General features: G+C 31.6%; 18 protein-coding genes. 6 read left to right on the top strand and 12 right to left on the bottom strand.

All coding sequences use genetic code 11. The features are described 5' to 3' along the window. Nucleotides 1–14: 14 nt before the first annotated feature. From IGJ93_RS07660 to IGJ93_RS07685, 6 genes are all read right to left on the bottom strand, one after another. Complete coding sequence (locus IGJ93_RS07660) at nucleotides 15–872, bottom strand: GIY-YIG nuclease family protein (RefSeq protein WP_430596901.1); 858 nt, start codon at nucleotides 870–872, stop codon at nucleotides 15–17. Nucleotides 873–2,147: 1,275 nt separating this feature from the next. Further along, the gene (locus IGJ93_RS07665; RefSeq protein ID WP_430596902.1) at nucleotides 2,148–3,989 is read right to left on the bottom strand and encodes a hypothetical protein; all 1,842 of its coding nucleotides are present in this window, start codon (nucleotides 3,987–3,989) and stop codon (nucleotides 2,148–2,150) included. Beyond that, entirely contained in the window at nucleotides 3,970–4,239 is a 270-nt protein-coding gene (locus IGJ93_RS07670) for a hypothetical protein (RefSeq protein WP_430596903.1), read from the bottom strand. The genes IGJ93_RS07665 and IGJ93_RS07670 overlap by 20 nt, the downstream gene beginning before the upstream one ends. Before the next feature lie 435 nt (nucleotides 4,240–4,674). Continuing rightward, nucleotides 4,675–4,911: a hypothetical protein gene (locus tag IGJ93_RS07675; protein WP_430596904.1), complete on the bottom strand. Its 237-nt coding sequence runs from the start codon at nucleotides 4,909–4,911 to the stop codon at nucleotides 4,675–4,677. Then, complete coding sequence (locus IGJ93_RS07680; RefSeq protein WP_430596905.1) at nucleotides 4,904–6,331, bottom strand: hypothetical protein; 1,428 nt, start codon at nucleotides 6,329–6,331, stop codon at nucleotides 4,904–4,906. The genes IGJ93_RS07675 and IGJ93_RS07680 overlap by 8 nt, the downstream gene beginning before the upstream one ends. A gap of 315 nt (nucleotides 6,332–6,646) precedes the next feature. Continuing rightward, nucleotides 6,647–7,216, bottom strand: a complete 570-nt coding sequence (locus IGJ93_RS07685) for a recombinase family protein (RefSeq protein ID WP_430596906.1) — start codon at nucleotides 7,214–7,216, stop codon at nucleotides 6,647–6,649. 688 nt (nucleotides 7,217–7,904) lie between these two features. Here IGJ93_RS07685 and IGJ93_RS07690 point away from each other — a divergent pair. Further along, on the top strand, nucleotides 7,905–8,414 hold the full coding sequence (locus IGJ93_RS07690) for a leucine-rich repeat protein (protein ID WP_430597049.1): 510 nt from the start codon (nucleotides 7,905–7,907) through the stop codon (nucleotides 8,412–8,414). 539 nt (nucleotides 8,415–8,953) lie between these two features. After that, nucleotides 8,954–9,865: a hypothetical protein gene (locus IGJ93_RS07695; RefSeq protein WP_430596907.1), complete on the top strand. Its 912-nt coding sequence runs from the start codon at nucleotides 8,954–8,956 to the stop codon at nucleotides 9,863–9,865. A 21-nt stretch (nucleotides 9,866–9,886) separates the two neighbouring features. Here IGJ93_RS07695 and IGJ93_RS07700 read toward each other — a convergent pair whose 3' ends face one another. From IGJ93_RS07700 to IGJ93_RS07720, 5 genes are all read right to left on the bottom strand, one after another. Beyond that, nucleotides 9,887–10,459, bottom strand: a complete 573-nt coding sequence (locus IGJ93_RS07700) for a site-specific integrase (protein ID WP_430596908.1) — start codon at nucleotides 10,457–10,459, stop codon at nucleotides 9,887–9,889. A gap of 236 nt (nucleotides 10,460–10,695) precedes the next feature. Next, nucleotides 10,696–12,597: a hypothetical protein gene (locus IGJ93_RS07705; protein ID WP_430596909.1), complete on the bottom strand. Its 1,902-nt coding sequence runs from the start codon at nucleotides 12,595–12,597 to the stop codon at nucleotides 10,696–10,698. Nucleotides 12,598–12,660: 63 nt separating this feature from the next. Next, nucleotides 12,661–13,638: a tyrosine-type recombinase/integrase gene (locus IGJ93_RS07710; protein WP_096081489.1), complete on the bottom strand. Its 978-nt coding sequence runs from the start codon at nucleotides 13,636–13,638 to the stop codon at nucleotides 12,661–12,663. A gap of 182 nt (nucleotides 13,639–13,820) precedes the next feature. Further along, nucleotides 13,821–14,165 carry a metal-sulfur cluster assembly factor gene (locus IGJ93_RS07715; protein ID WP_067481306.1) on the bottom strand — a complete coding sequence of 115 codons (345 nt, stop codon included), beginning with the start codon at nucleotides 14,163–14,165 and terminating at the stop codon, nucleotides 13,821–13,823. Between the two features lie 141 nt (nucleotides 14,166–14,306). Next, entirely contained in the window at nucleotides 14,307–15,233 is a 927-nt protein-coding gene (locus tag IGJ93_RS07720) for a YitT family protein (protein ID WP_071869218.1), read from the bottom strand. Between the two features lie 178 nt (nucleotides 15,234–15,411). Between IGJ93_RS07720 and IGJ93_RS07725 the strand changes: the two genes are divergently transcribed. After that, a complete protein-coding gene (locus IGJ93_RS07725; protein ID WP_071869212.1) occupies nucleotides 15,412–15,903 on the top strand; it encodes a YajQ family cyclic di-GMP-binding protein in 492 nt (163 codons plus the stop codon). Between the two features lie 407 nt (nucleotides 15,904–16,310). Here the strand turns inward: IGJ93_RS07725 and IGJ93_RS07730 are convergent, their stop codons facing one another. After that, a complete protein-coding gene (locus IGJ93_RS07730; RefSeq protein ID WP_430596910.1) occupies nucleotides 16,311–18,659 on the bottom strand; it encodes a helicase C-terminal domain-containing protein in 2,349 nt (782 codons plus the stop codon). Between the two features lie 340 nt (nucleotides 18,660–18,999). Here IGJ93_RS07730 and IGJ93_RS07735 point away from each other — a divergent pair, with 340 nt between their 5' ends. The 3 genes from IGJ93_RS07735 to IGJ93_RS07745 all read left to right on the top strand — a co-directional run bounded on the left by IGJ93_RS07735 (nucleotide 19,000) and on the right by IGJ93_RS07745 (nucleotide 21,353). After that, nucleotides 19,000–19,626: an MBL fold metallo-hydrolase gene (locus IGJ93_RS07735; protein WP_067481300.1), complete on the top strand. Its 627-nt coding sequence runs from the start codon at nucleotides 19,000–19,002 to the stop codon at nucleotides 19,624–19,626. A 23-nt stretch (nucleotides 19,627–19,649) separates the two neighbouring features. After that, nucleotides 19,650–20,354, top strand: coding sequence for a histidine phosphatase family protein (locus IGJ93_RS07740; protein ID WP_071869210.1), 705 nt, complete (start codon nucleotides 19,650–19,652; stop codon nucleotides 20,352–20,354). Between the two features lie 165 nt (nucleotides 20,355–20,519). After that, nucleotides 20,520–21,353, top strand: a complete 834-nt coding sequence (locus IGJ93_RS07745) for an undecaprenyl-diphosphate phosphatase (protein WP_067481296.1) — start codon at nucleotides 20,520–20,522, stop codon at nucleotides 21,351–21,353. Nucleotides 21,354–21,448: the final 95 nt, after the last annotated feature.

The following is a 21,448-nucleotide window of genomic DNA, read 5'->3' on the forward strand; positions in this document are numbered from 1 at the left end:
CTGCCCGAGAAAATCTATCTCTCTACTACTTCATCAAGTGTTTTCCCTAGATTATTCTTCCATACTTTCCAACCATTATACGACCCTTTCCCTATAATATCCGCCCCAGTAGATGGAGCAGTAAATGTATAATCTTTTAGAAATTTACCATTTTCATCAATAATCCCAGATAAAATCAATTGATTTAATAAGTTTTGTCTCCTAAATCCTTTATTCGGTTCTAATGGTGTTATTTGTGAACCCTTTAAAACAGTCATTCCATCTTTAGAATATATTGCCTTAGCGTCTGAACCACGAGCATTTAAATAAAACACTTCTTCTTGCTCAGATAAATTGCTACTAGAGACAACGGGAATAAATAATGGATATCCTGAAAATGTTAATAATGTGGAAATCGAATGGAAAATATCTTCTAAATCAGCTTTTCTTGCTTCTGAAACATATGATTGTTTAGGAATATTTTGAGGCAATTTATATCTTTCTGACTCTAACGCTTTTTGATAACAATAATTTTCCAAGTATTTTATATCTGCTTTATTTAATTGGTTTGCTTCACTGTTTGTTGTAAAAATGATAGCTACTGACCAATTTTCCTTATTCTTCAAATGATTGTTTAAACGTTCAGATATATCTTCACTTTCTCCTATATAGACACTACTCTCCCCATTTGCTTGAAGATATCCTTCTTCTTCTTCAAATAAAAAATATAATCCATTATAATTTAATTCTTCTCGAAATGATATTGCTTTTTTTATTTCATCACGAGGAATCAGGATAGATTGAACTGTTCTGGTTGGAATATGACTGATTTGAATACTTCTAGTGTCACCACTTGGAAAATAAGTTTGAATCGTAAAAGGACTATTCTTCATAAGAACTCCTTCCGAAGGATAAATATTTTATTGCCATTGTACCATATATTATTTTTTCTTCGACTTTAAGATAAAAAAATAATTTATTTTACTATAATTTATCGCCAAATCACACTTAAAAAATGACCCTTTAAAACCCAAACAAAATCAAGGGTTTTCTACTTGTTGACAGAAATCACAAATTACTATAACATCAACGATTTTTATATCTATTTTTCAAAAAACACCTCTCAAATGAAACGAAGAAATAATTGTGGGGAATTATCCACTAACTTCCATCAGAGAGATGTTTTTTGTATCGAAGATTTCCCTAAACCATACTTAAACGTTTATATATCAATGTTTACATATATTTTTTTTAAATTATAAAACTGGTACAAATAAAATTTTTATCTTTCCATCAGACTATGATTTAAGATAATATCCACAGAGTCATTTTAGCATTTGAAAGTTCAAAAATATTTTATAGATTTCTACAATCGATTCTATGCTGCTTATTTTGCGTTTTAAGACGTTTTAAAGTTTTACGTATAATTTATCGAAAATAACCCCCAATGCTATTTAGAGATAACACAGGCTGTTTAAACCACATCACGAGTTATTTTATTGTCTAGAAACTTCATTACTTCATTTTATATACTATTATGTATATCCTTGTTAGATAGAGGTTCATATAGATTTTCCAAGTACTTTTGTTTAGTGAATTAAAAAGAGATAAACATAAAATTTCGTTATATATAAAAATAAATAATCACTGATAGAGAGCAAATTTTAGCTATTTTACTAAACACAAGCACATCTATTAAGTAAGAAAGATGTAATCTTGCTTGAACTCAAAAATACAAACACTGATATATCAACGTTTCACAGCTATTTACATCACACTATTATCAAGTGTAAATAAGTTTTTGCGTATTTATATGTGTGAAAACAGATAGTTTCCCCCTAGTTTAATTGACTTTTATGAACCTAAACGTTTTATAATAATAGAGGTAGTATGAAAAAATGGAACAAATCTTTTGAAAATACCCACGAAAAACCCTTAATTTTATTGACGTTTTCAAACCAATTCGTTTTACACTAATAGAGTTAGAATATATTAATTATATTATTGTAAAATGAATTGGTTGAAAAAAGACAGTATTTATGGGAACTTTCTATACATATTCACACTATTATTTACACTAAAACCTATTTACAATAAAGATATATCTGACAATAGATATATAAATCATAGAAAAAACAGGTATATAATTCTACCTGTTTAATCACTTACTATTTATAAAGAACAACTTTAGGTGAATAATTCTCTTTCATACCCAATTCATAATGTAATTCCTTCGTTAATCGTTCTCTTTTAATTCCATAATTATTATAAATATCAGCTCTAATTTTCTGAAAGTTATTTTGAGTAATACTCTTCTTTGTTTTTCTCACTCTAGCAAGTTTAGATATTAAATCTGATTCATACATATACCCTTGTTCTTCAATCTGGGTCATAAGAATTTTTACAGCTGATTTTTCTAATGCCACACTAGCCTTAGTTAAATTTCTATCTCTTTTGCTCATGCTCACTAAACCTCTGTCTTCCAAGGGTTTATATGCTTGTGGAAAGTCTTGATTTGCTTTTTCCTCTCCAAACAATCTATAAACCAAGTTATAGCCTAATCCTGAAATCGTCACATTATTTTGTGCCATCTCCTTAGCTAATATTTGAGAGTTTTCAATATCTACCACTGGGTAATATACATTACTTGTTCTTATTTGCCCAGAATTCTCTTGTTGATTTAAAATCAACTTTTCCTTCAGGTCTAAAGGTATGGATTTTGATTCTGCTTTACGAATCAGTTCTGTAACGGTCACCACATTTAAAATATTCCACATTTTACCTTCAGATATTTTATACGCCAAATTTTCTTTTACTAACTTAGCATACGTTTTTAAAGAAATGAAATTCATGTATTTCACTTCCCTAGTTTCTTTATCCATATACGTATAATCAAAAATTAAGTCTAAAAGTAAATCTATTTCTTGTCTGTAATTATACAAATATTTATTTAAATCAGGATAGTTCAACCTTAAAGTATTACGTTTCAATGCTTTTTGTAGTTCCATTGCATTATATCTTGCTTCTCCAATTTCGCTCTTCCAATTTATTTCACTATTTGTAATCGTTACTAGAACTTCAATAACTTTTGTATACGATTTTATATTTAGTAACTTTCTTATAACTCTTATAATATCTCCTTGGAAACGAGATTGTTCACTGAAACATTTATATAAATAAATATCGTATTCTTCATTTAGGTAGACACTTGCACTAGGATTTGTTTCTTCATGGAAAATATCTAAAAATGGATTAGTATCTGGAAGTTCCAATAATTCTACCATATCTATAGTTTTGAAAAAGTTTCCTGCAACTATTGGGTCGGAAAATTCACCAGAAAAATTATTCCCTAGTTTTTCTGCAACAATATCATATCTACCTATTTTTAATAATTCATAATTTGGTATGGAATCATCAATCATTTCACCGCTTATAGCTTTGACCGCTTTAGAAATATCTGTATTTCTTACCTCTACTAATTTTGTAGTATCTAATTTATTCTCCCAATCAATTACTTCATAACCACTATTACTCCCAAAAAATAGTCTACTGGTTTGCCCAACACTGCTGTCTGCTTGCGGATATTTTTTAAATAAAGCTTGATAAATCTGTTCTATCTCTTGGTTCTCAGTCACCAATTTATCTAACTGAAAAACCACTCTAAATTTATCGACTTCTGAATTTTCATCACTAAATGTTCGATAGATAAAGCAGGCATTGTCTAACATAAATTCATCTGCTTCTAAATCTTCAATCGTATAGATATTATTCATATCTTTATTATCAAAATCAAGCATAACTAATTCTTGTCCGATAATTGCTGTTTGTTTAGATAATTTAGGTTCTGTCAATTCTGCTAACACTGCTGTTTTTCCATGCTTTGTTAACTCTTCAGCGAATTCTTCCATAGAAATATCCACTAATTCTTCTAAAATAGTTGCTGAAATGGCTTTAACAAGAATAGTTTTAGGTTTTTCAGTATTTTTAATACTACTTAAATAAAATCGCATAGTCTATCTCCCCTAAATCCAATAATTTTCCATATTTTAGCACCAGATACTTTTCCAACAAAAACGTCTTTTCTTCACTCAATCCTCTTTTGTTTTTTCTAAAATTATGTAGATTTTGGGCATGAATGCCTATTGCTTTCGCAACCATTGTCATTTTTACATAATAAACTTTATCTAACACCATCAACCATTCTTTTATTTTTTCTTGTACCTGCTCTAAATTTTCATTTTTAGCTATTTCTTTTTCCAAATAATATTCCTCCGTATAAAATTAATTTATTAATCACGGATGGACCATACCATCATTTAAAACTGAAGTAAAGAAAATCTATCGTTTATTTTTATATAAAAAACTATTCTTTTATCTAAATTATTTTAGAAGTAATAAAATTTATTAAAATCCTTTGTTTATCAACGTTTTATTTACTTCTTCTCATTTCTATATACAAAAAAACACCTTAAATTGAACATGTAGTGGATAATTCCCCATAAAATTTTTTTCACGTTCAATTTAAAGTGTTTTTTCAAAAATAACTCTTTAAAAACTTGATATAACAACAATCTATTAATTTTGTCAACAATATAAAAACCCCTACAAAATCAAGGTTTTAAAGGGGTCGTTTTTTAAGTGGTTTTTGACAATATTTTGGAAAAAATTTCTAATAAAAAAGAGACATGATTTTACTCATATCTCTTCTAACAATTCTGTATTCATTTTACCCATATGCTTATTCCACAATTCTACAACTAAATCATCAGAAAATATTACTTGCTCTTGGTCAAGCTCTGATAATTTTTCAAATTCAACATAAAGTTCATTTGACAATTTATTTATCACAATTTTAGGTATCGTCACATTTGCATTGACAAAAGTTCGCTTTATCCTATGTTGAACATATTTTTTCTGAACTAATTTATCCATTGACTTTCAACACGCCTAAACTTTCATTTGCCTTTTCTCGATAACTGGCTAGATTGTCATTCGTTAGGGGGGATATATAAATATATTCTGTTTCTTCTAATACATTCCCTCGCTCATCAATAATACTATATTTCCCATCTTCAGATACTGTCATCGCTGATAATCCACTGTCGTTATATTGTTGAATAGTATGGGCAAATGGTTCTTTGATAATTTCACCAGTATTTACGTTTATTAGTCCATACTTGTCCTCTTTTTCTAGTTTATAAGGAGCAATTCCATTGATGTTCGGTTTCTTAATTTCAAAGGCAAACGGTTCTTTTATTACTGTTCCATCGGATGAAATAATCCCTTTTTTTCTTGGTGTAAAATCAATACTAGATGGGGTCGAGCCATCAGGTGTTACTTTTTCGTTCAAATCTTCAAAAATATAGTTTTCTGCTTCACCAATATCTCCAAAAAACTCACCATCACCAATTGGTTTATCAATGCCATAGTCAACAAATTTAACAATTTCTATATTTGATGGATAATTGTAACTCGTACCAGAATTCAAGTCATAAAACGTCCAAATCGCAGGGTCATCAACTAAACCAGTTGTATACTGCCTGATAAATAGGCGGTTTTTATCGTTTATATTTGTTGCTGTATCTAATTTGACTGTATTGATTGTTTTAGTGGCTATATCTTTTTCACCACTACGGTTATCACCAATATCAGTTAATTTTGCATCATAAATCTGAACAGAAGTATCATTAACTGTCTTGCTATCATTCATTTGGTCAAGAAGTGTGAAATAGCCATTTTTATTTATATCGCCTGACATACTACCATGTGCTGTTGAAAATCTTTTTTCTCTATAATCATTTGCTAAATAATTAATTGTAACTCCTGACCAATCACGATAAGGAATAATTTCATGTTTCCCAGAAGTTAATGTATTAAGAGAAATAGGATTATCAACTGTTCGTTCTCCTAAACTAGTCTTTGCCAATTCAGCATTTCCATCTAAATAAGTGGAATACACTTCATCTTCATGAACATCCTGTTCTATTACTGCTGTTCCATTCACTTTTTTAGAATACCCTGTTTTTAAGGAATGTGCTAATTCATCTCGTTTCATATCAGCATTTAAAATAGAATTTTTTTCATTTAATAATGTATCATAAACCGTCCAATTATATGAACTATTATCCCCAGTTTGTGCAATAACTAAACCATTTTGAACGTAAATGCTATCATAATCTGTAGCTGTTTTTGATTGAATAATTGATTCTTTTTCTTCAGTATGTGCTGTTAATTCAAGCGTTGACGATTGGATTTCCGCTTCACTAGCCTTATTATTTTGTTCTTTCCCACAAGCACTTAATACACCAAGTGATAACAAGCCAATAGTTGTTATCGCTACCCATTTTTTCATTTTATTCACCTCTTCCATTATTTTTTTTAAATAAACTAATCACAATGTTAGGGACTTCAATCCGTTTTAAAAAAATTCTTCCACCCTTTAACGCCATTATTTCAATCCTTTCTAACTATTGTTTGATGTAAAAATTCAACGTTTTTTCAGCACAAAAATAAGACCATCGAATCAACTTCTGAAATGTTGATACAATCGTCTTTTTTATGTAAATTATTTTTTCATTTGGTATCGGTAAAAAACGTTGATTTATTGCCGGTCAATAAACAACTTATACTACTAAATCTTACCGTTTGTCCATTGAAATATCAAGTCTCATTTTCGAGATAATCCTTCTCGTTTAGCAATATTGTAAACCGTTTTCTCAGATACACCACATTTTTTGGCGATTTCTTTTAGCGATAACTGATTTTCTTGATACAAAATAATAATTTTTTTGCATTTACTTTTCTTAATCGGCGGTCTACCTAGTCGTTTATCCGAGTTAGCCAATGCTTCTTTTGTTCGTAAACTAATACTTTCTGCTTCAAATTCTGCTATTCCAGCTAAAACAGTGAAGAATAGTCGTCCACTTGCTGTTCGGGTATCAATGGATTCTTGAATACTTTTCAGATATATCTCTTTCTCATTCAGTTCAGACATCAGATTTACTAATTGTCTAGATGACCTACTTAATCTTGCTAAATTATAAATAAGTAACGTATCTCCTTTTTTTAATTGTTCCAATGCTTTAACAAGTTCTGTTCGATGTTCTTTTCTCCCACTAATCTGTTCAGAAAATAATTCATCAGGTTCAAACTTTTCCAACGCTTTTCGTTGGACTTCTAACCCCAAATCTTGTGTATTTTTACTAGTACGAATATAACCAATAGTCTTATTTTTCATTCCGATTACGCTCCTTTCTCTTTATAGTCTAATCATATATTTTGTGATATAAAAATACCCCGACTTATCAATGAAGTCAGGGAAGGTGAAATTTAATCAAATATATGGAGGTGACTTCAAACGGTGTTCATCAAGGTATAGTTATATTATTACATCCAAATAAATAATTGTCGAGTAAATCAATCACCCTTTACTTTTCTATTATCCCCTTAAAAACATAGCGATAATCGTTGATTTATCAACAATACAAGAAAAATATTATCTGCTATAAATTTGTAAAAAGACTATTTCTTGGTATAATTTTAAATAACAAATATATATAGAAAGGAGGTCATTTATCATGACAAATGGAACAAATCAAGGACTATTTGTAGTCGTTGCAATCATTATTTTCGGTATATTTATATTCATTAGCTATCTACTCTTTAGAGATACTCTAAAACCAAGTTTAGGTGGAATTTTTACTGATGGCTTGGAACAAGGTCTCTGTTCTTTAAAAAATTACTGCCCTACTGATGTTGAAGCTGAACGAGAAGACGAACAATTTATCTATGCAAAAATACGTGAAGCAAATCCAAGTAAAAACGAAACGGAAATTTGGATTAGAGCTGACAAACAATCTGATGGAACACTCGTTATTACTTCATCATCTACGACAGATAGTAACTATGGTTCAGGTAGCACACTAATGACTGGAAGCTTAACTATACCTGATAGTATAAATAGAAGAAAAATTATAAGTATAGGCAAGGGCAAATTGACTGGAAACCAAATTGATAAATCTGCTCCTTTTAAAGGTGCAAAATTTGATGGAGAAATTAGATTACCTTACTATTTGCAATCAATTGGTTCAGGAGCTTTTTACGACTCTTCTTTTACTGGTACAATTGTCTTATCAGATAGACTAGAATTCATTGGTTCTTCTGCATTTAGCAAAGCTACATTTACTGGCAATCTTTCTCTACCTGATTCATTAAAAGATATTGGATATAGTGCTTTTAGCAAATCAAATTTTAGTGGTCACTTAGATGTTTCCCATACCAGACTTATTAATCGGTATGCTTTTATGAACAGTAAAATAACTACTGTAGACAAAGGTAATTTAGAAATTGGAGATATCTTATTTGGTGGAGAAGGAATCGATACAAATGCAATTAAGTTAGCAAACGGTGTTTTTTACAACGGAAATAATGCCTGAAAATAAACTTCCATCTATTATCTTTAGATGGAAGTTTATTTGTCTACAAATTTTATACACAACATTCAAATTTCCATCCTTGTTTTTAGGATGCTATAATTTAGATATGGAGTAAATTGAAAATGGATAATTACGAGATGGATACTTAAGAGAAATTTCTCGATTTTTTCTCTTGATTTTCTATCCTTACATTATCCCTACATTGTAAATTTTTATACCCTACATACCCCCTACAGCAACCCTACATAAGGTACTTTTTTAATATTGTAAACGAGAACTTTTTGAGAACTTTCATGCGAACTTTTTTAAAACTCAGTCATTTTTGATGAAATTTTAGAAATTTTGAATGGAAACCTCCGTGAATTTTTCAAAACAGCAGCTATCTGAAAATTGGACTGAAATTTAAACAAGAGATTACCCATCGTCTAGGGGACATAAAATTGGAGTATTTCAACCTATTAGGGCTATATAAAAATGGATACTTTTGAGAATGAAAATTATTGAAAAAAATATGTAAAAAATTATTGGAGGGAGTGAATTTGAAAAAATATATTGTCAACAAAAGAGCAATAGATAATGATGAATTACTACAACTAATTATCGCATCTGATGGAATTTATGAATCCACACTACAAAACTTACTACAATGCAACAGAACTAGCCTAGAAGCTCGTTTAAAAACACTTGAAAAGCATAAGTGGATTTCTAAAAGGAAGCTATCTAAACACTTCTATTTCGCTAAAAAGTTTGATTTAGACAATTTAAATCAACTAGATTTGCAAGCTGATGCCTTACAAAAAATGTTAACATTGGGCTTCAGAACAAGTAGCGTATCAATCACTACGAATCAGAAAAAACAAATAGTTGCTTCTTTTCATAGTGCAGTCAAAAAAATATACAACCATAAAAATTTTAGTCAAAAGCCCCAAGCTTTTCAATTGTTTAATCAATGCTTATCTAATGAAAACAAAGAGTTGTTCTCGAAATTTATAAATCATCATCATGTTGAAGTGCCTATTCACTTTTCTAGTATTTATGATAAGAATCTACCAATTCATACGTATTCTTTAGATGCTTTAGATGTTATTGCAATTCCTACTATGCAACAATTACCTGCTATCAAAAAGAGATTGGAAGATTTTAGTAGGTATCGAGTGAAGAACAACACCACATTTATAAGAGATGATATCTTACTCTATATTCAAAGTAAAGATTGCTTCTTTTTCTATAGTAAAAATGAACAACGCCAATGGATTTTGTATAAAGTTGATAGTTTATTTGAATTCATTTTTTACTTATCTAATTATTTTAAATCTTCTAAACAAATTAATTTTTCAAATGATGAAGAAAAATATAAAACCTTAGAAACCCTATATGTAAAAAGTAGTAAAAATAGAAAACAATACAATACGATAGGTAAAAAGAATGCAAAAAAAGAAGCACAGTCTTAGTTGATTGTGCTTCTATATTTATTATTGAAGTGGATTAAAATTATCTAAACTAGATTGAAGTTCTTCTTCTTCAATTCCTATGTATCGAAGAGTTACACTTTGAGAACTATGATTCAAAATCTTCATTAGGCTCGATAAATCCTTTGTTTTTTTATAATAACTATATCCAAATGTTTTTCGCAAGCTATGGGTTCCAATATAATCTAAATCGAGCATTTCAGCTGTTTTTTGCATGATTTTATAATATTGGTGTGTCGATAAAGGTTTGTTTGAATCTCTTGGACTTGGAAATAACCACTCGCTTTCTCCATCATGCTCTTCATCTAGGTATTTAATGATTTGATTCGTTAATTGCATTAGATTCAGTGTTCGTTTCTTCCCAGTTTTTTGCTCTACAATATCAGTTTTTAACTTTCCTTTCACATCACTAACTTTCAGATTAAGAATATCTGAAATACGCAGTCCTGTAAAAATTCCAAAGACAAATATCGTATAATCTCTTTGTCCATGTTTATTTTTTAGTAATTCTGAAGCAAACTGGTTCAAGACTTCTTTATCCTTAATCGGTTTTACATTAATAATTTTTTGTACCATTTTCCTCCCTCCATGATAAATGATTTATGGATACTTTCTATCTCTCATAATATAAATCTATCCATCTTTACTAAATCACAATCCTAGCCATTGATAGAATAGGATTTGTGATGGATAGAAATTACAAAAGTATCCCTTTCAAGGACCTTTATAGCATCATCAATATAAGAAGGCAAATTTGAAGACCATTTAAAATACAACTTATAAATTTCTAATGTCATTCTATAATTCTAAGATTAATTACTCTTGTAACAGTCCAATTCTTCATTTATTCTAACAGTAAATATTATCAGAATCATAAGCAGTTCCAAATAATAACTCTTATAATCACTGTCTTGTTTTTTTCCATAGCTACCATGAGTAATCTTGTTTCGAATTGCCAATGCATTGCTAAATTTTTTATTATCCATTATATATGAAATATAATCACTCTCTTGTTTAGAAAATAAAGTATTACTATATTTAACATTTCCTTTCACATTTTCTTCCTCAATAACTTTTAAATCTGATTCTGATAGGTATAGAGTAGATAAATAACCTTTCTCCCACAACAAATAATAAAAACTTATACTTGTAGGATTTGTAAATCTTATTTGGTTAGCCAAATTAATATACAAAACTTTATCCTTTATAAGAGAATCTATCACTTTCTTCTGATACTCATAGAAGTCATTAATCGAAATTCCATATTGAACATACTCATAAAAATTCTTTCTACCTTTTTTCTTTTCTGGGAATGATAAATTCGATTGGCTGTTAAAGATTAATTTACAAAAATTTAGCTTTTCTTTTGAATCAAAGTAGACAAATTTTTTTTCACTCAATGATTTAATTTCCTGATAGTTAGTAATTTTTGAATCCAATTCGAAAACATCAGAATCAATTTCACCATATCTCTGAACAAAATCAAATTGTTTTAATAAACTATCCAGTTCTGGAATTAACAGTTTACATCTTTCATAATAAGTATAGCTTTTCGAACTTGCATTAAAGAAAAAATCAGGAAAACCATACTCAGATTTTAAATGTTCATTGTAGTAAAAAGCGAAAACTTCTTCCAAATCAATTTTTAAGAAAGTTAAATAATCAAAGTATGCTAATAAAGAAAGCTTATAAAAATTGTTTTGGTATTCAGATATGAGTGTTTGATTATACGCATAATTTGATTTAGTTTGAAATATCTCTAACAAACCGCCATGTTCATATGGTGAATCAATCATAGAAAATTGAAAGAAATGGTTAAAAAAACCAAAAAAATAAATAAAATTATTCAAAATTGTAGGGTAATCATGTTCCTCATCAATCCAATCTTTAGATAACAAAAATTGCAAATCTCTAGAACTTTCTTGCACAAATTCAAAGTCTGTTTTTAAGCCTTCTTTAAGACCTACTGCCATTTTCCAAGATACTCCATTTTTTAAGGACATCGTCTTTTCAGTTTGTTCTATTTTTTTCTTTCTTGCTTTTGAAATTATTCTTGAATCAAGTTTATATTCATGATGTAAGCTCCAATATGAAATTCGCTCTAAGTAGTTAATATTCGCTTCATCAAGTTCACAATATCTTCTAGCCCAGTCATTTATTTCTTCATCAGATAAGTTATCTGGTAAATAAATGTTTTTAATATTAGGAGAATCATACTTATCAAGAAAAAACTCAAAGTAAACAGGATTTGACAATAGTTTCTTCTTAAAAAACAATTTATACTTTTCACATATTTTTTGATATTCTAATAATAAGTGAATAGGTATTTTATATTCATCAATAATTTTCTCGAAGTCAACATATTCTGTCCTCTTTATTACCTTGAACCTAACAAATATATCCCAAAAATCTGATTGATATTGAAAGTGTAAATCACTATATTCTGTTATGTATTCTGACAATTCTCCTTTACCGAAATATTCGTTTAATAGTCGATGAGAACTTTTTCTACATTCAGAAATTTTTTCTGATGACATTTCCTTAAAATAATTCAAATCCAAAAACTTTAACACATTATATATCTCAATTGCTTCATTAAGAGTATTGATTATAGGGTTTAAAATAAAGTCATTGATAAAAGTTTCTACATTACTTAAATCTAATCCAGTTGATAAATCATTTTCGCCATAAAACTTAATCCAATTATTTTTCATTCTTTAAATCACCTTTCAAATTCTATAAATTTAGTATACCAAGTTTTATTAAAAATTGGACTTCTATAATGTTTGCAATGGTGAAAAATTTACCGTTTCACTGATTTCATCTTCAATATTTAAACTTCTTAAATACACCTCAGTCGTTTTTATTGAAGCATGTCCTAGTAGTTTCTGAATTCTATAAATATCAGTTCCATTCCGAACTAATTTTTGGGCAAAATAATGCCGAAAACTGTGTGGACTTATCCGAATAGATTTTCTAATCTTGCATTGACTCCCAATTTTTATGATTGCTCGTTCAGCTAAAATATAGTTGTATTGTTTGCCCTCTCTTGTCAAAAATACATAATCGTTTATATTCTTTATTTCATTATATTCAAAAAAGGAATTTGCTACTCGCTTGTATTTTATATATTCTTTGTAAATCAACGGTGAGCAATGAACAATCCTATCTTTTTTCCCTTTCCCATTTTCAACGAATAACTCTTTATTAGTGATGTGAAAATCTTTTAAGTTCATTACCTCATTAATCCTAAGTCCTGTATCTACAAGAATTAGTAAGAGCAAATAATCTCTTTGATTCGTGAATTTTGTTTGATAGCCAGTGTGTTGCTTATCCATTTTCTGAGGTTTGAAAAAAGTTAACTTCTTTGCTACTTTCAACATCTCTTTGATTTCCATATCATTAAATGTCTGAATAATTACCTTACGCTCTTTTACCCACTTAACACGCATACAGGGGTTTCTATCGTATCGGATATAATCTTCATCTACGCAATACTTAAAATACGCTCTGATGCTTCTTAGATGGCTATTCACATATGTTTCAGCACATCCCTCTTCTAATTTCATCAACATGAATTGCCGAATGCTTTTTGGTGTCACGTCTTCAATAAAGTATATCTGCTCTTTTTTCAAAAATTCAAAAAACAGTTTCAAAAACTTCTGATGCTTCTTTATTGTCTTTTGTGAGATTCCTCTAGCTTTTTCATTGAATAACATTTCTTCTAATAGTTCCTCTAACCTGAAATTTTGCAAAACAAAAAACTCCTTTACCAACTTTTTCTAAAAGTTAATAAAAGAGTTCAGAAATTGTTTCCTCATTAGGTATGGTATCCGTATCGAAAATACCCTCATTTTATCTGGTATCCGAAGTCCGAAAAAACGGCTCAGACTACATACTAAATGAGTGAGAAACGCTGTTAAATCAACACAAATCCTTAACGAATCCCCAAAGCAATCCGTGCGTAACGACTCATTTTATCGGTCGTCCAAGCGGGATACCAAACAAGTTTCACTTCGACTTTTTTTACTTCTTCGACTTCACGCAAAGCATCGTGAATGGAGTCTGTTAGGATATCTGCTAGCGGGCAGCCCATCGTTGTTAACGTCATTTTAATTACTGTGTCGCCATCTTCTGGGTTGAATTCAATATCATAAATTAAGCCTAGGTTCACGATGTCGATTCCCAATTCAGGGTCGATAACCGTTTCTAGTGCAGAAAGAATTCGTTCCTTGATTGCTTCTGTTTCTTGTGCAGACCAGTCTTGGTTTGCTTCTGTCATAGTCGACACTCCTTCATCTGATTTTCGTTTATCATACTCTCTTTTTAATTATTTGTAAATGAGAATTGTGATGCTATGTTCTCGTTTAGCTAAGAATTTTTTTAATTACCAAGTTATTATATTAAAGTTATTATTAACTACTTATCTTTTTTTACGATTTTGTTTCTTTTTAGGTTCCGGCAAGACACCGGTTGAACGATACGTCTTTTGTTCTTGCTCGTTTGCAAAACGACCAAAAACAGATTGTGTTGGCAAAATATTAATAAAGGCCTCTTCATCGACCTCATGAACGATTTGATCTAAATCGTATAACTCATAACGTGTAATTACCATCATAATCATTTTGCCATCTTTTTTTGAATAACCGCCAACTGATGGTAATAAAGTGAGTCCGCGTACCATATTTTTCATTAACTCTTCGGTTACTTGGTCTGGTTTGACCGTTACAATCATCGCCGTTACTTTCTGGTGACTTGTGTGAATCGCGTCAACGACTTGTGTCAAAGCATAAATTGAAATAATTGTATATAACGCACTCTCCCAATTGAAAAAGAAGCCAGCAATGACAACAATGATACCATTTAAGATAAACATATAATTACCAACAGTCTTCCCCGTTGTTTGCGATAGAACTAAAGAAATGATATCCATTCCACCAGTCGTAAACCCCATTTTAAGAGAAAGTCCTGCGCCAACCCCAAGCAAAACGCCTCCAACTAAAGCATTCATCAAAATATTATCTGTTACGTGTCCCACTGGCATAATGGTTGTCATCAACGACACACCGAGAACATTGATAAAACTTAAAATCGTAGATCCTTTACCAACTTTTAAAAAACCTAAAATAAACACAGGAATATTTAGTATGAAGATAAAGATTCCGGTATCAGCTTGGATATGAAACCACTCATACAACAAAGAAGCGATGATTTGTGCAATCCCATTCATCCCCGCAGAAAAAACATTTGCTGGGATCAAAAAATAGTTCAAAGCAACAGCTGCTGTTACTCCGGTTATCAAAATCACCACTAATTTCTTCAGCATTTCATTTTTTTGATAGACAGTCATCACTTTGCTCACGAGCACCTCTCCTCTACACCTTATTTCAAATGTAAGAATAACAGTTTCTTAATTAAAATAAAACACCTGTTAGATAAATGAGAAGAATTTTAACAAAGGCTACTTTATAAATGCGGTACTATGCTACAATGAAGAAAACTAATTGTAGCAATAAGGAGGATTATCCATGGCAAAAGATGCTAGTTTCGATATCGTTTCCGAGGTCAATATGGAAGAAGTAAAAAATGCCATTCAACAAACAACCAAAGAATTAACTAATCGTTTTGATTTTAAAGGTTCAACTGTTGAAATCAAATTAGAGCAAAATCGTTTAGTTGTTTTAGGTGATGACGATTTTAAATTAGAACAGATCAAAGATGTTTTATTAAGTAAATTGATTAAGCGTGGTGTTCCAATTAAAAACATTCATTTTTCTGATTCTGAACACGCACTTGGTGGAAAAGCTAAGCAAAATGCTGATTTAGTTAGTGGAATTGACCGTGAAAATGCTAAGAAAATTACTACCGCAATTAAAAATGCCAAGTTAAAAGTAAAAGCACAAATTCAAGAAGATCAAATTCGTGTGACGGGTAAAAGCCGTGATGATTTGCAAGAAGTAATTTCTTTATTAAGAAAACTTGATTTGCCGATTGAGTTGCAATTTACTAACTATCGTTAAAGGTTGTGGCTCCAAGCGGTCAACTCCGAAAAAATAATGAGCAACTAACAAAAATTGCTTTTCATATTTTTGGTCAGTTATGAATTATTTCAAGGAGTTGCTTGGGGAACATCGCGTATTAGATCATGTCGCAAAGCGCCTAGCGTCAACAAATAAAAAACAACCCTTGCAAACACATATTTTGAGTTACTTGCAAGAGTTGCCACAGAAGCTTAGCTTCACTTCCTTTCGATGAACTAACGCAAAGATTGATTTTCTTCACTAACAAAAAAGAGGCTGGAACAAAAGTAGCCTAAATAAAGAAAAAGCCTAAAATTCGTTTTTGAAAACGTTGATTTTAGGCTTTTTTTAATTGAAAAATGTGTTAAGAACGACTGCCGTTTTGTCCTGAGATCCTTCTTTGATGTTTATTTTGTCGTTCGTTGCCAAAATTGGTTTACCGTTTCATCAAGCCCGCTTAAAGTTTGGACCTTTGCAGCATTTTGCCAATGTTTAGGAAACAGTTGACTATACTGTGGGCTAGCAAAACGCCGATCTGCTAATAAAATAATTCCTTGATCGGTCATCTCTCGAATCACTCGACCAGCAGCTTGCAATACTTTATTCATCCCTGGTAATTGATACGCGTAAGCAAATCCCAACTGCTCTTTTTCGTCATAGTATTCTTTAATCAATTCTTGTTCGTGATTCATTTGAGGTAACCCAACGCCAACAATCATACTACCAATCAGGCGCGTTCCTTTTAAATCAATGCCTTCTGAGAAAATACCACCCAATACACAAAATGCAATCAAGGTTTCCTGAGGATTTTCCTGAAAATTCAATAAAAATGTTTCGCGCTCGTTCTCATCCATCTTTGTTTCTTGAATTAGTACTTCCACCTCAGGATACTGTTCTTTAAAAACCGTTACTACTTGATCTAGATAGCTATAAGAAGGAAAGAAAACAAAATAGTTTCCTGTTTTTCCCTGCGTGAAATGTGCAATCGTTTCAACTAATGCCGGCAAGCTTGTTTCTCGTTTTCGATAAGTGGTTTCAAGATAACTTGCAACAATCACTTGCTGATTTTCTTCTGAAAATGGGCTTGGCAAACGATATGCCAAACTATCTTTTCCACCCAATGTTTCTTGATAGTAAGATAACGGAGAAAAACTAGCAGAAAACAACAAGCTACTTCGTCCTTTCGCTAATGACTGCTCAAGAAAATAACTTGGATCGATACAAAATTCTTTCACTACCAAATCATACAAACTCTTCTCAACTGTTGTTTCATAATGATCGTCATAAAACTCACTGATTTTCAAAAAATGCAACACCTCAAAATAATAGGATAATAACTGTTCTTGCACTGGATGCTCTGGATATTCAGCTAGCCATTCTTTGATATGTTCACTGACTTGATACAACGCATTGGCCAATGAATCTGCAGAAGCTTTTTGATGATGATATGTTTTGGTATCTAACGCTTGTTCAATTTGCTTGAATTCCTTTTCTACTTTTGTAAAACGTCGTCGTAACTTTGCGTATTCTTTTGGAATCTCTTTTTTTATTTTTTTTGTTTTTGCATAAGAGATTTCTGCCGAATACATTTCTCTTGAACGCCCCACCAGATTATGCGCTTCATCAATCAGAAAAAGGTTCTCTTCATTTTTTTCTTCTTCAAAAAATCGTCGCAAATAAACAGTTGGATCAAACAAATAATTGTAATCACCAATAATCACATCGCACCAAAGACTTGCATCCAAAGACAATTCAAACGGACACAGAGTATGTTTTTTTGCATATTTTTCAATCACTTCTCTGGTCAGCTGATTTTCGTGATTCAGTAGATCCCATAAACCTTCATTGATCCGATTATAGTAACCATTGGCATAAGGACACTGGTCTGGATTACACGTTGTTTCTGTTAGAAAACAAATTTTATCTTTTGCAGTAATCGTTACACTTTTTGCTTGTGCTCCAACATCTTTCAAGGCAACTAAAGCATCTTCCGCCACTTGCCGCGTGATTGTTTTGGCTGTTAAATAAAAAAGTCGTTCTCCTTCACCTTCGCCAATTGCTTTCAGACTCGGAAACAACGTTGAAATCGTTTTTCCTGTTCCTGTGGGCGCTTCGACAAAAAGTTTTTGTTTTGTCCGGATCGTTTTATAAGCCGCAACTGCAAGTTCACGTTGTCCTTTTCGGTACTGTTCATAAGGAAATTTCAATGCCATCAACGACGCATTCCGAACAGTCCGCCAATTCTCAGAAAAAATCAGCCATTCTTGATAGTCCGCTACTAATTTTGTAAAAAAAGTATCTAACTCTTCAATCGTTTGATGCTCGATTTTCCGAGTAATAATTTCTTCCGTTGTTTGAAAATAAGTTAATTGTAAATTGATTTCTGTCAAGTCGTGCTCATGACTATAGATATAAGCATACACTCGTGCTTGATGAAAGAACAATTCAACTTGTTCTTTCTCCAAATCTTCAAAGCGTGGTTCAGAAGTCTTGATTTCGTCGATATAATAAATACCTTCTTTTTGAAAAATTCCATCTGCTCTGCCTTCAATCGTTAATTGGTAACCGTCTAAATCCACCGTTTTCTTAAGAAATACTTCTTTTTCATAAGTATCTCCACCTTGCTTTTGCAACTTCCGGTGAATTTTTGCACCTTCTAATGCGGTATGGTTACTCTTTTTGCGATTATCAATGCTTCCTCTTTTCAAAATAAATTCAACAAGATTTCGCACAGAGATTTTTGATTGTTTCACCACATCCGCCTCCTTCTTTCGTCTATAAGATTACCTGAAAAAAACTCATTCGCAAAGGATGAAATACAATAAACGAACATTTTTTTCGTTTTTTGGCAAAAAAAAACACCCTGCTGGATGGGCAGGGATATAGGATATAGAATTTGGATTTTTGGATGAGTTAAATATAACAAGGACAAATTAAAATGTGATGAAAACTCACTATCCTTCCGTTTAAAATCTATAAATACTTTTCATATAGTCTGATAATTCAGATAAGTGAGCTTTTTTGTTTGATCAGGATGAATACGTTATACTATAGTAAGTAATTCGACTTGCTTGAAAACATATTGGAGGAATTCTTATGCACATTGAACGTCTAAAAACTGGGCCTATCGAAGAAAATTGTTACTTAGTTTATAACGACGAGGCACTACTAATTATCGATCCCGGAGAAGACGCTGATTTGATTCGTCAGCAAATCGCTAAAACCACTCAGCAACCTGTAGCTATTCTGTTGACACACACGCATTATGATCATATCGGTGCCGTGGAAGAACTACGTCATTTTTATGACATCCCTGTTTATGTCAGCCCACTAGAACAATCTTGGTTAGGCGATCCGATCCTTAACCTTTCTGGGCTTGGTCGTCACGATGACATCAATAATATTATCGTTGCCCCTGCTGAATACGAATTTGAAATGAAAGAATATACACTCGGTGACATTCATTTTCGGGTCGTACCTACCCCCGGACATTCAATTGGAAGTGTCAGTTTTATTTTTGATGACTTTGTCGTCTCTGGTGATGCATTATTCCGGGGAAGTATTGGACGAACAGACTTGTATACTGGTAATTTAGAACAATTACTAGATAGTATCAAAACGCAATTATTTATTTTACCAAATGAATTCGCGGTCTATCCCGGGCATGGTGACGCGACTACCATCGAACATGAAAAACAAACAAATCCATTTTTCAATGCATAATCTATTTTAGGAGGAATGTTCAAATGACTGAAACAACTCTTTATATTGTCAGACATGGAAAGACCATGTTTAATACGATCGAGCGTGTCCAAGGTTGGTGTGATACGCCACTCACACGTGAAGGAAAAGAAGGTATACGTCATCTGGGACGTGGATTAAAAGAAATTGAATTCGCTTTTGCTCATTCAAGTGATAGCGGTCGCGCAATCGAAACTGCTCGTACGATTTTAGGGGAGCATTTAAAAGGAAAAGAAATTCCATATTCAATCGACCCAAGAATTCGCGAGTGGTGTTTTGGTTCACTTGAAGGTGGCTATGATAAAGAAATGTGGGGTGTCATCCCTCGTGTCTTGAATTTTCAAACACCTGATGAAATGTTTACCACTGATGTGACCTTTGAACAGATTGCAAATGCTGTCTATGATTTAGATACTGCAGGCTGGGCTGAAACTTATCAAACACTGAAAGAACGTGTCTGGAATGGCTTCGAAGATATCGCACATCACTGCGAGAAACACGGTGGCGGAAATGTTCTAGTCGTTTCACATGGTTTAACGATTGCCTTCTTACTAAATTTGATTGATGGAAAACAACCTGTACGTGCTGGTTTGCAAAATGGTAGCGTGACAAAGGTTTCTTATCAAGATGGAAAATTTACTATTTTAGGGATCAATGATGTTAGCTATATTGAAAAAGGAAAAGAACTTACTCATGATTCTTTTCTATAATCAAAAATACTCGAAAAAACAACTACGTTGACTTTCTTGACGTAGTTGTTTTTTTGCGTTGAAAGGAACTTTAGAAATTTTTTCTTAATATTTTAAAACAGTTTGGTTTTCAAAAAAAAGAACGGTATACTATAACATGTATTTTGTTTGGAAAGGAAGGAATTTATGTTTTTTGCAAATGTTATTAAAGCAGTTATTTTGGGAATCATCGAAGGCATTACCGAGTGGTTACCTATTAGTAGCACTGGCCATTTGATTTTAGCTGACGAATTCATCAAACTGGATGCTAGCACACAATTCATGTCAATGTTCAACGTGGTCATCCAATTAGGTGCGATTCTAGCCGTCGTAGTTCTTTATTTTCATAAGTTAAACCCGTTCTCACCTAGTAAAACAGCAATTGAGAAAAAAGATACTTGGTCTTTATGGTTCAAAGTGGTGGTTGCTTGTCTACCAGCTGTAATTATTGGATTACCACTTGATGATTGGTTGGAGGAACATTTTCATAACTTCTTGTCAGTCGCTATTGTTTTGATTATTTATGGGATTGCATTTATCATCGTTGAAAAAAGAAACAAAACAAGAAAACCACGTTGGGAATCATTAAACGATTTTACTTATCAAGCAGCTTTGATGGTTGGTTTATTCCAAGTGTTGGCACTTGTTCCTGGGACTTCTCGTTCAGGCGCAACAATTTTAGGTGCAATCATTATTGGTGCTTCACGTTTTGTTGCAACTGAATTTTCATTCTTTTTAGGCATTCCAGTGATGTTTGGAGCTAGCGGGTTGAAAATCGTGAAGTATTTGATGGAAGGAAATACTTTTGGAACTGAAGAAACCGTCGTTTTACTAGTCGGTACACTTGTTTCATTCATTGTTTCTATTTTAGCAATCAAATTCTTATTAAGTTACTTGAAGAAAAATGACTTTACTGCTTTTGGTTGGTATCGAATTATTCTAGGAATTATTTTAATTGGTTATTGGTTTATTAGTATGTAGGAAATAAGAAACGAAGTTGGGGTTTCTCTTGACCCCAGCTTCTTTTTTTATTGTTTTATTGATAATAATTATTATTTGAATAATAGATAGAATCT

This window comes from Enterococcus sp. DIV0174, from assembly GCF_050529065.1.
Classification (GTDB): Bacteria; Bacillota; Bacilli; order Lactobacillales; family Enterococcaceae; genus Enterococcus_B; species Enterococcus_B thailandicus.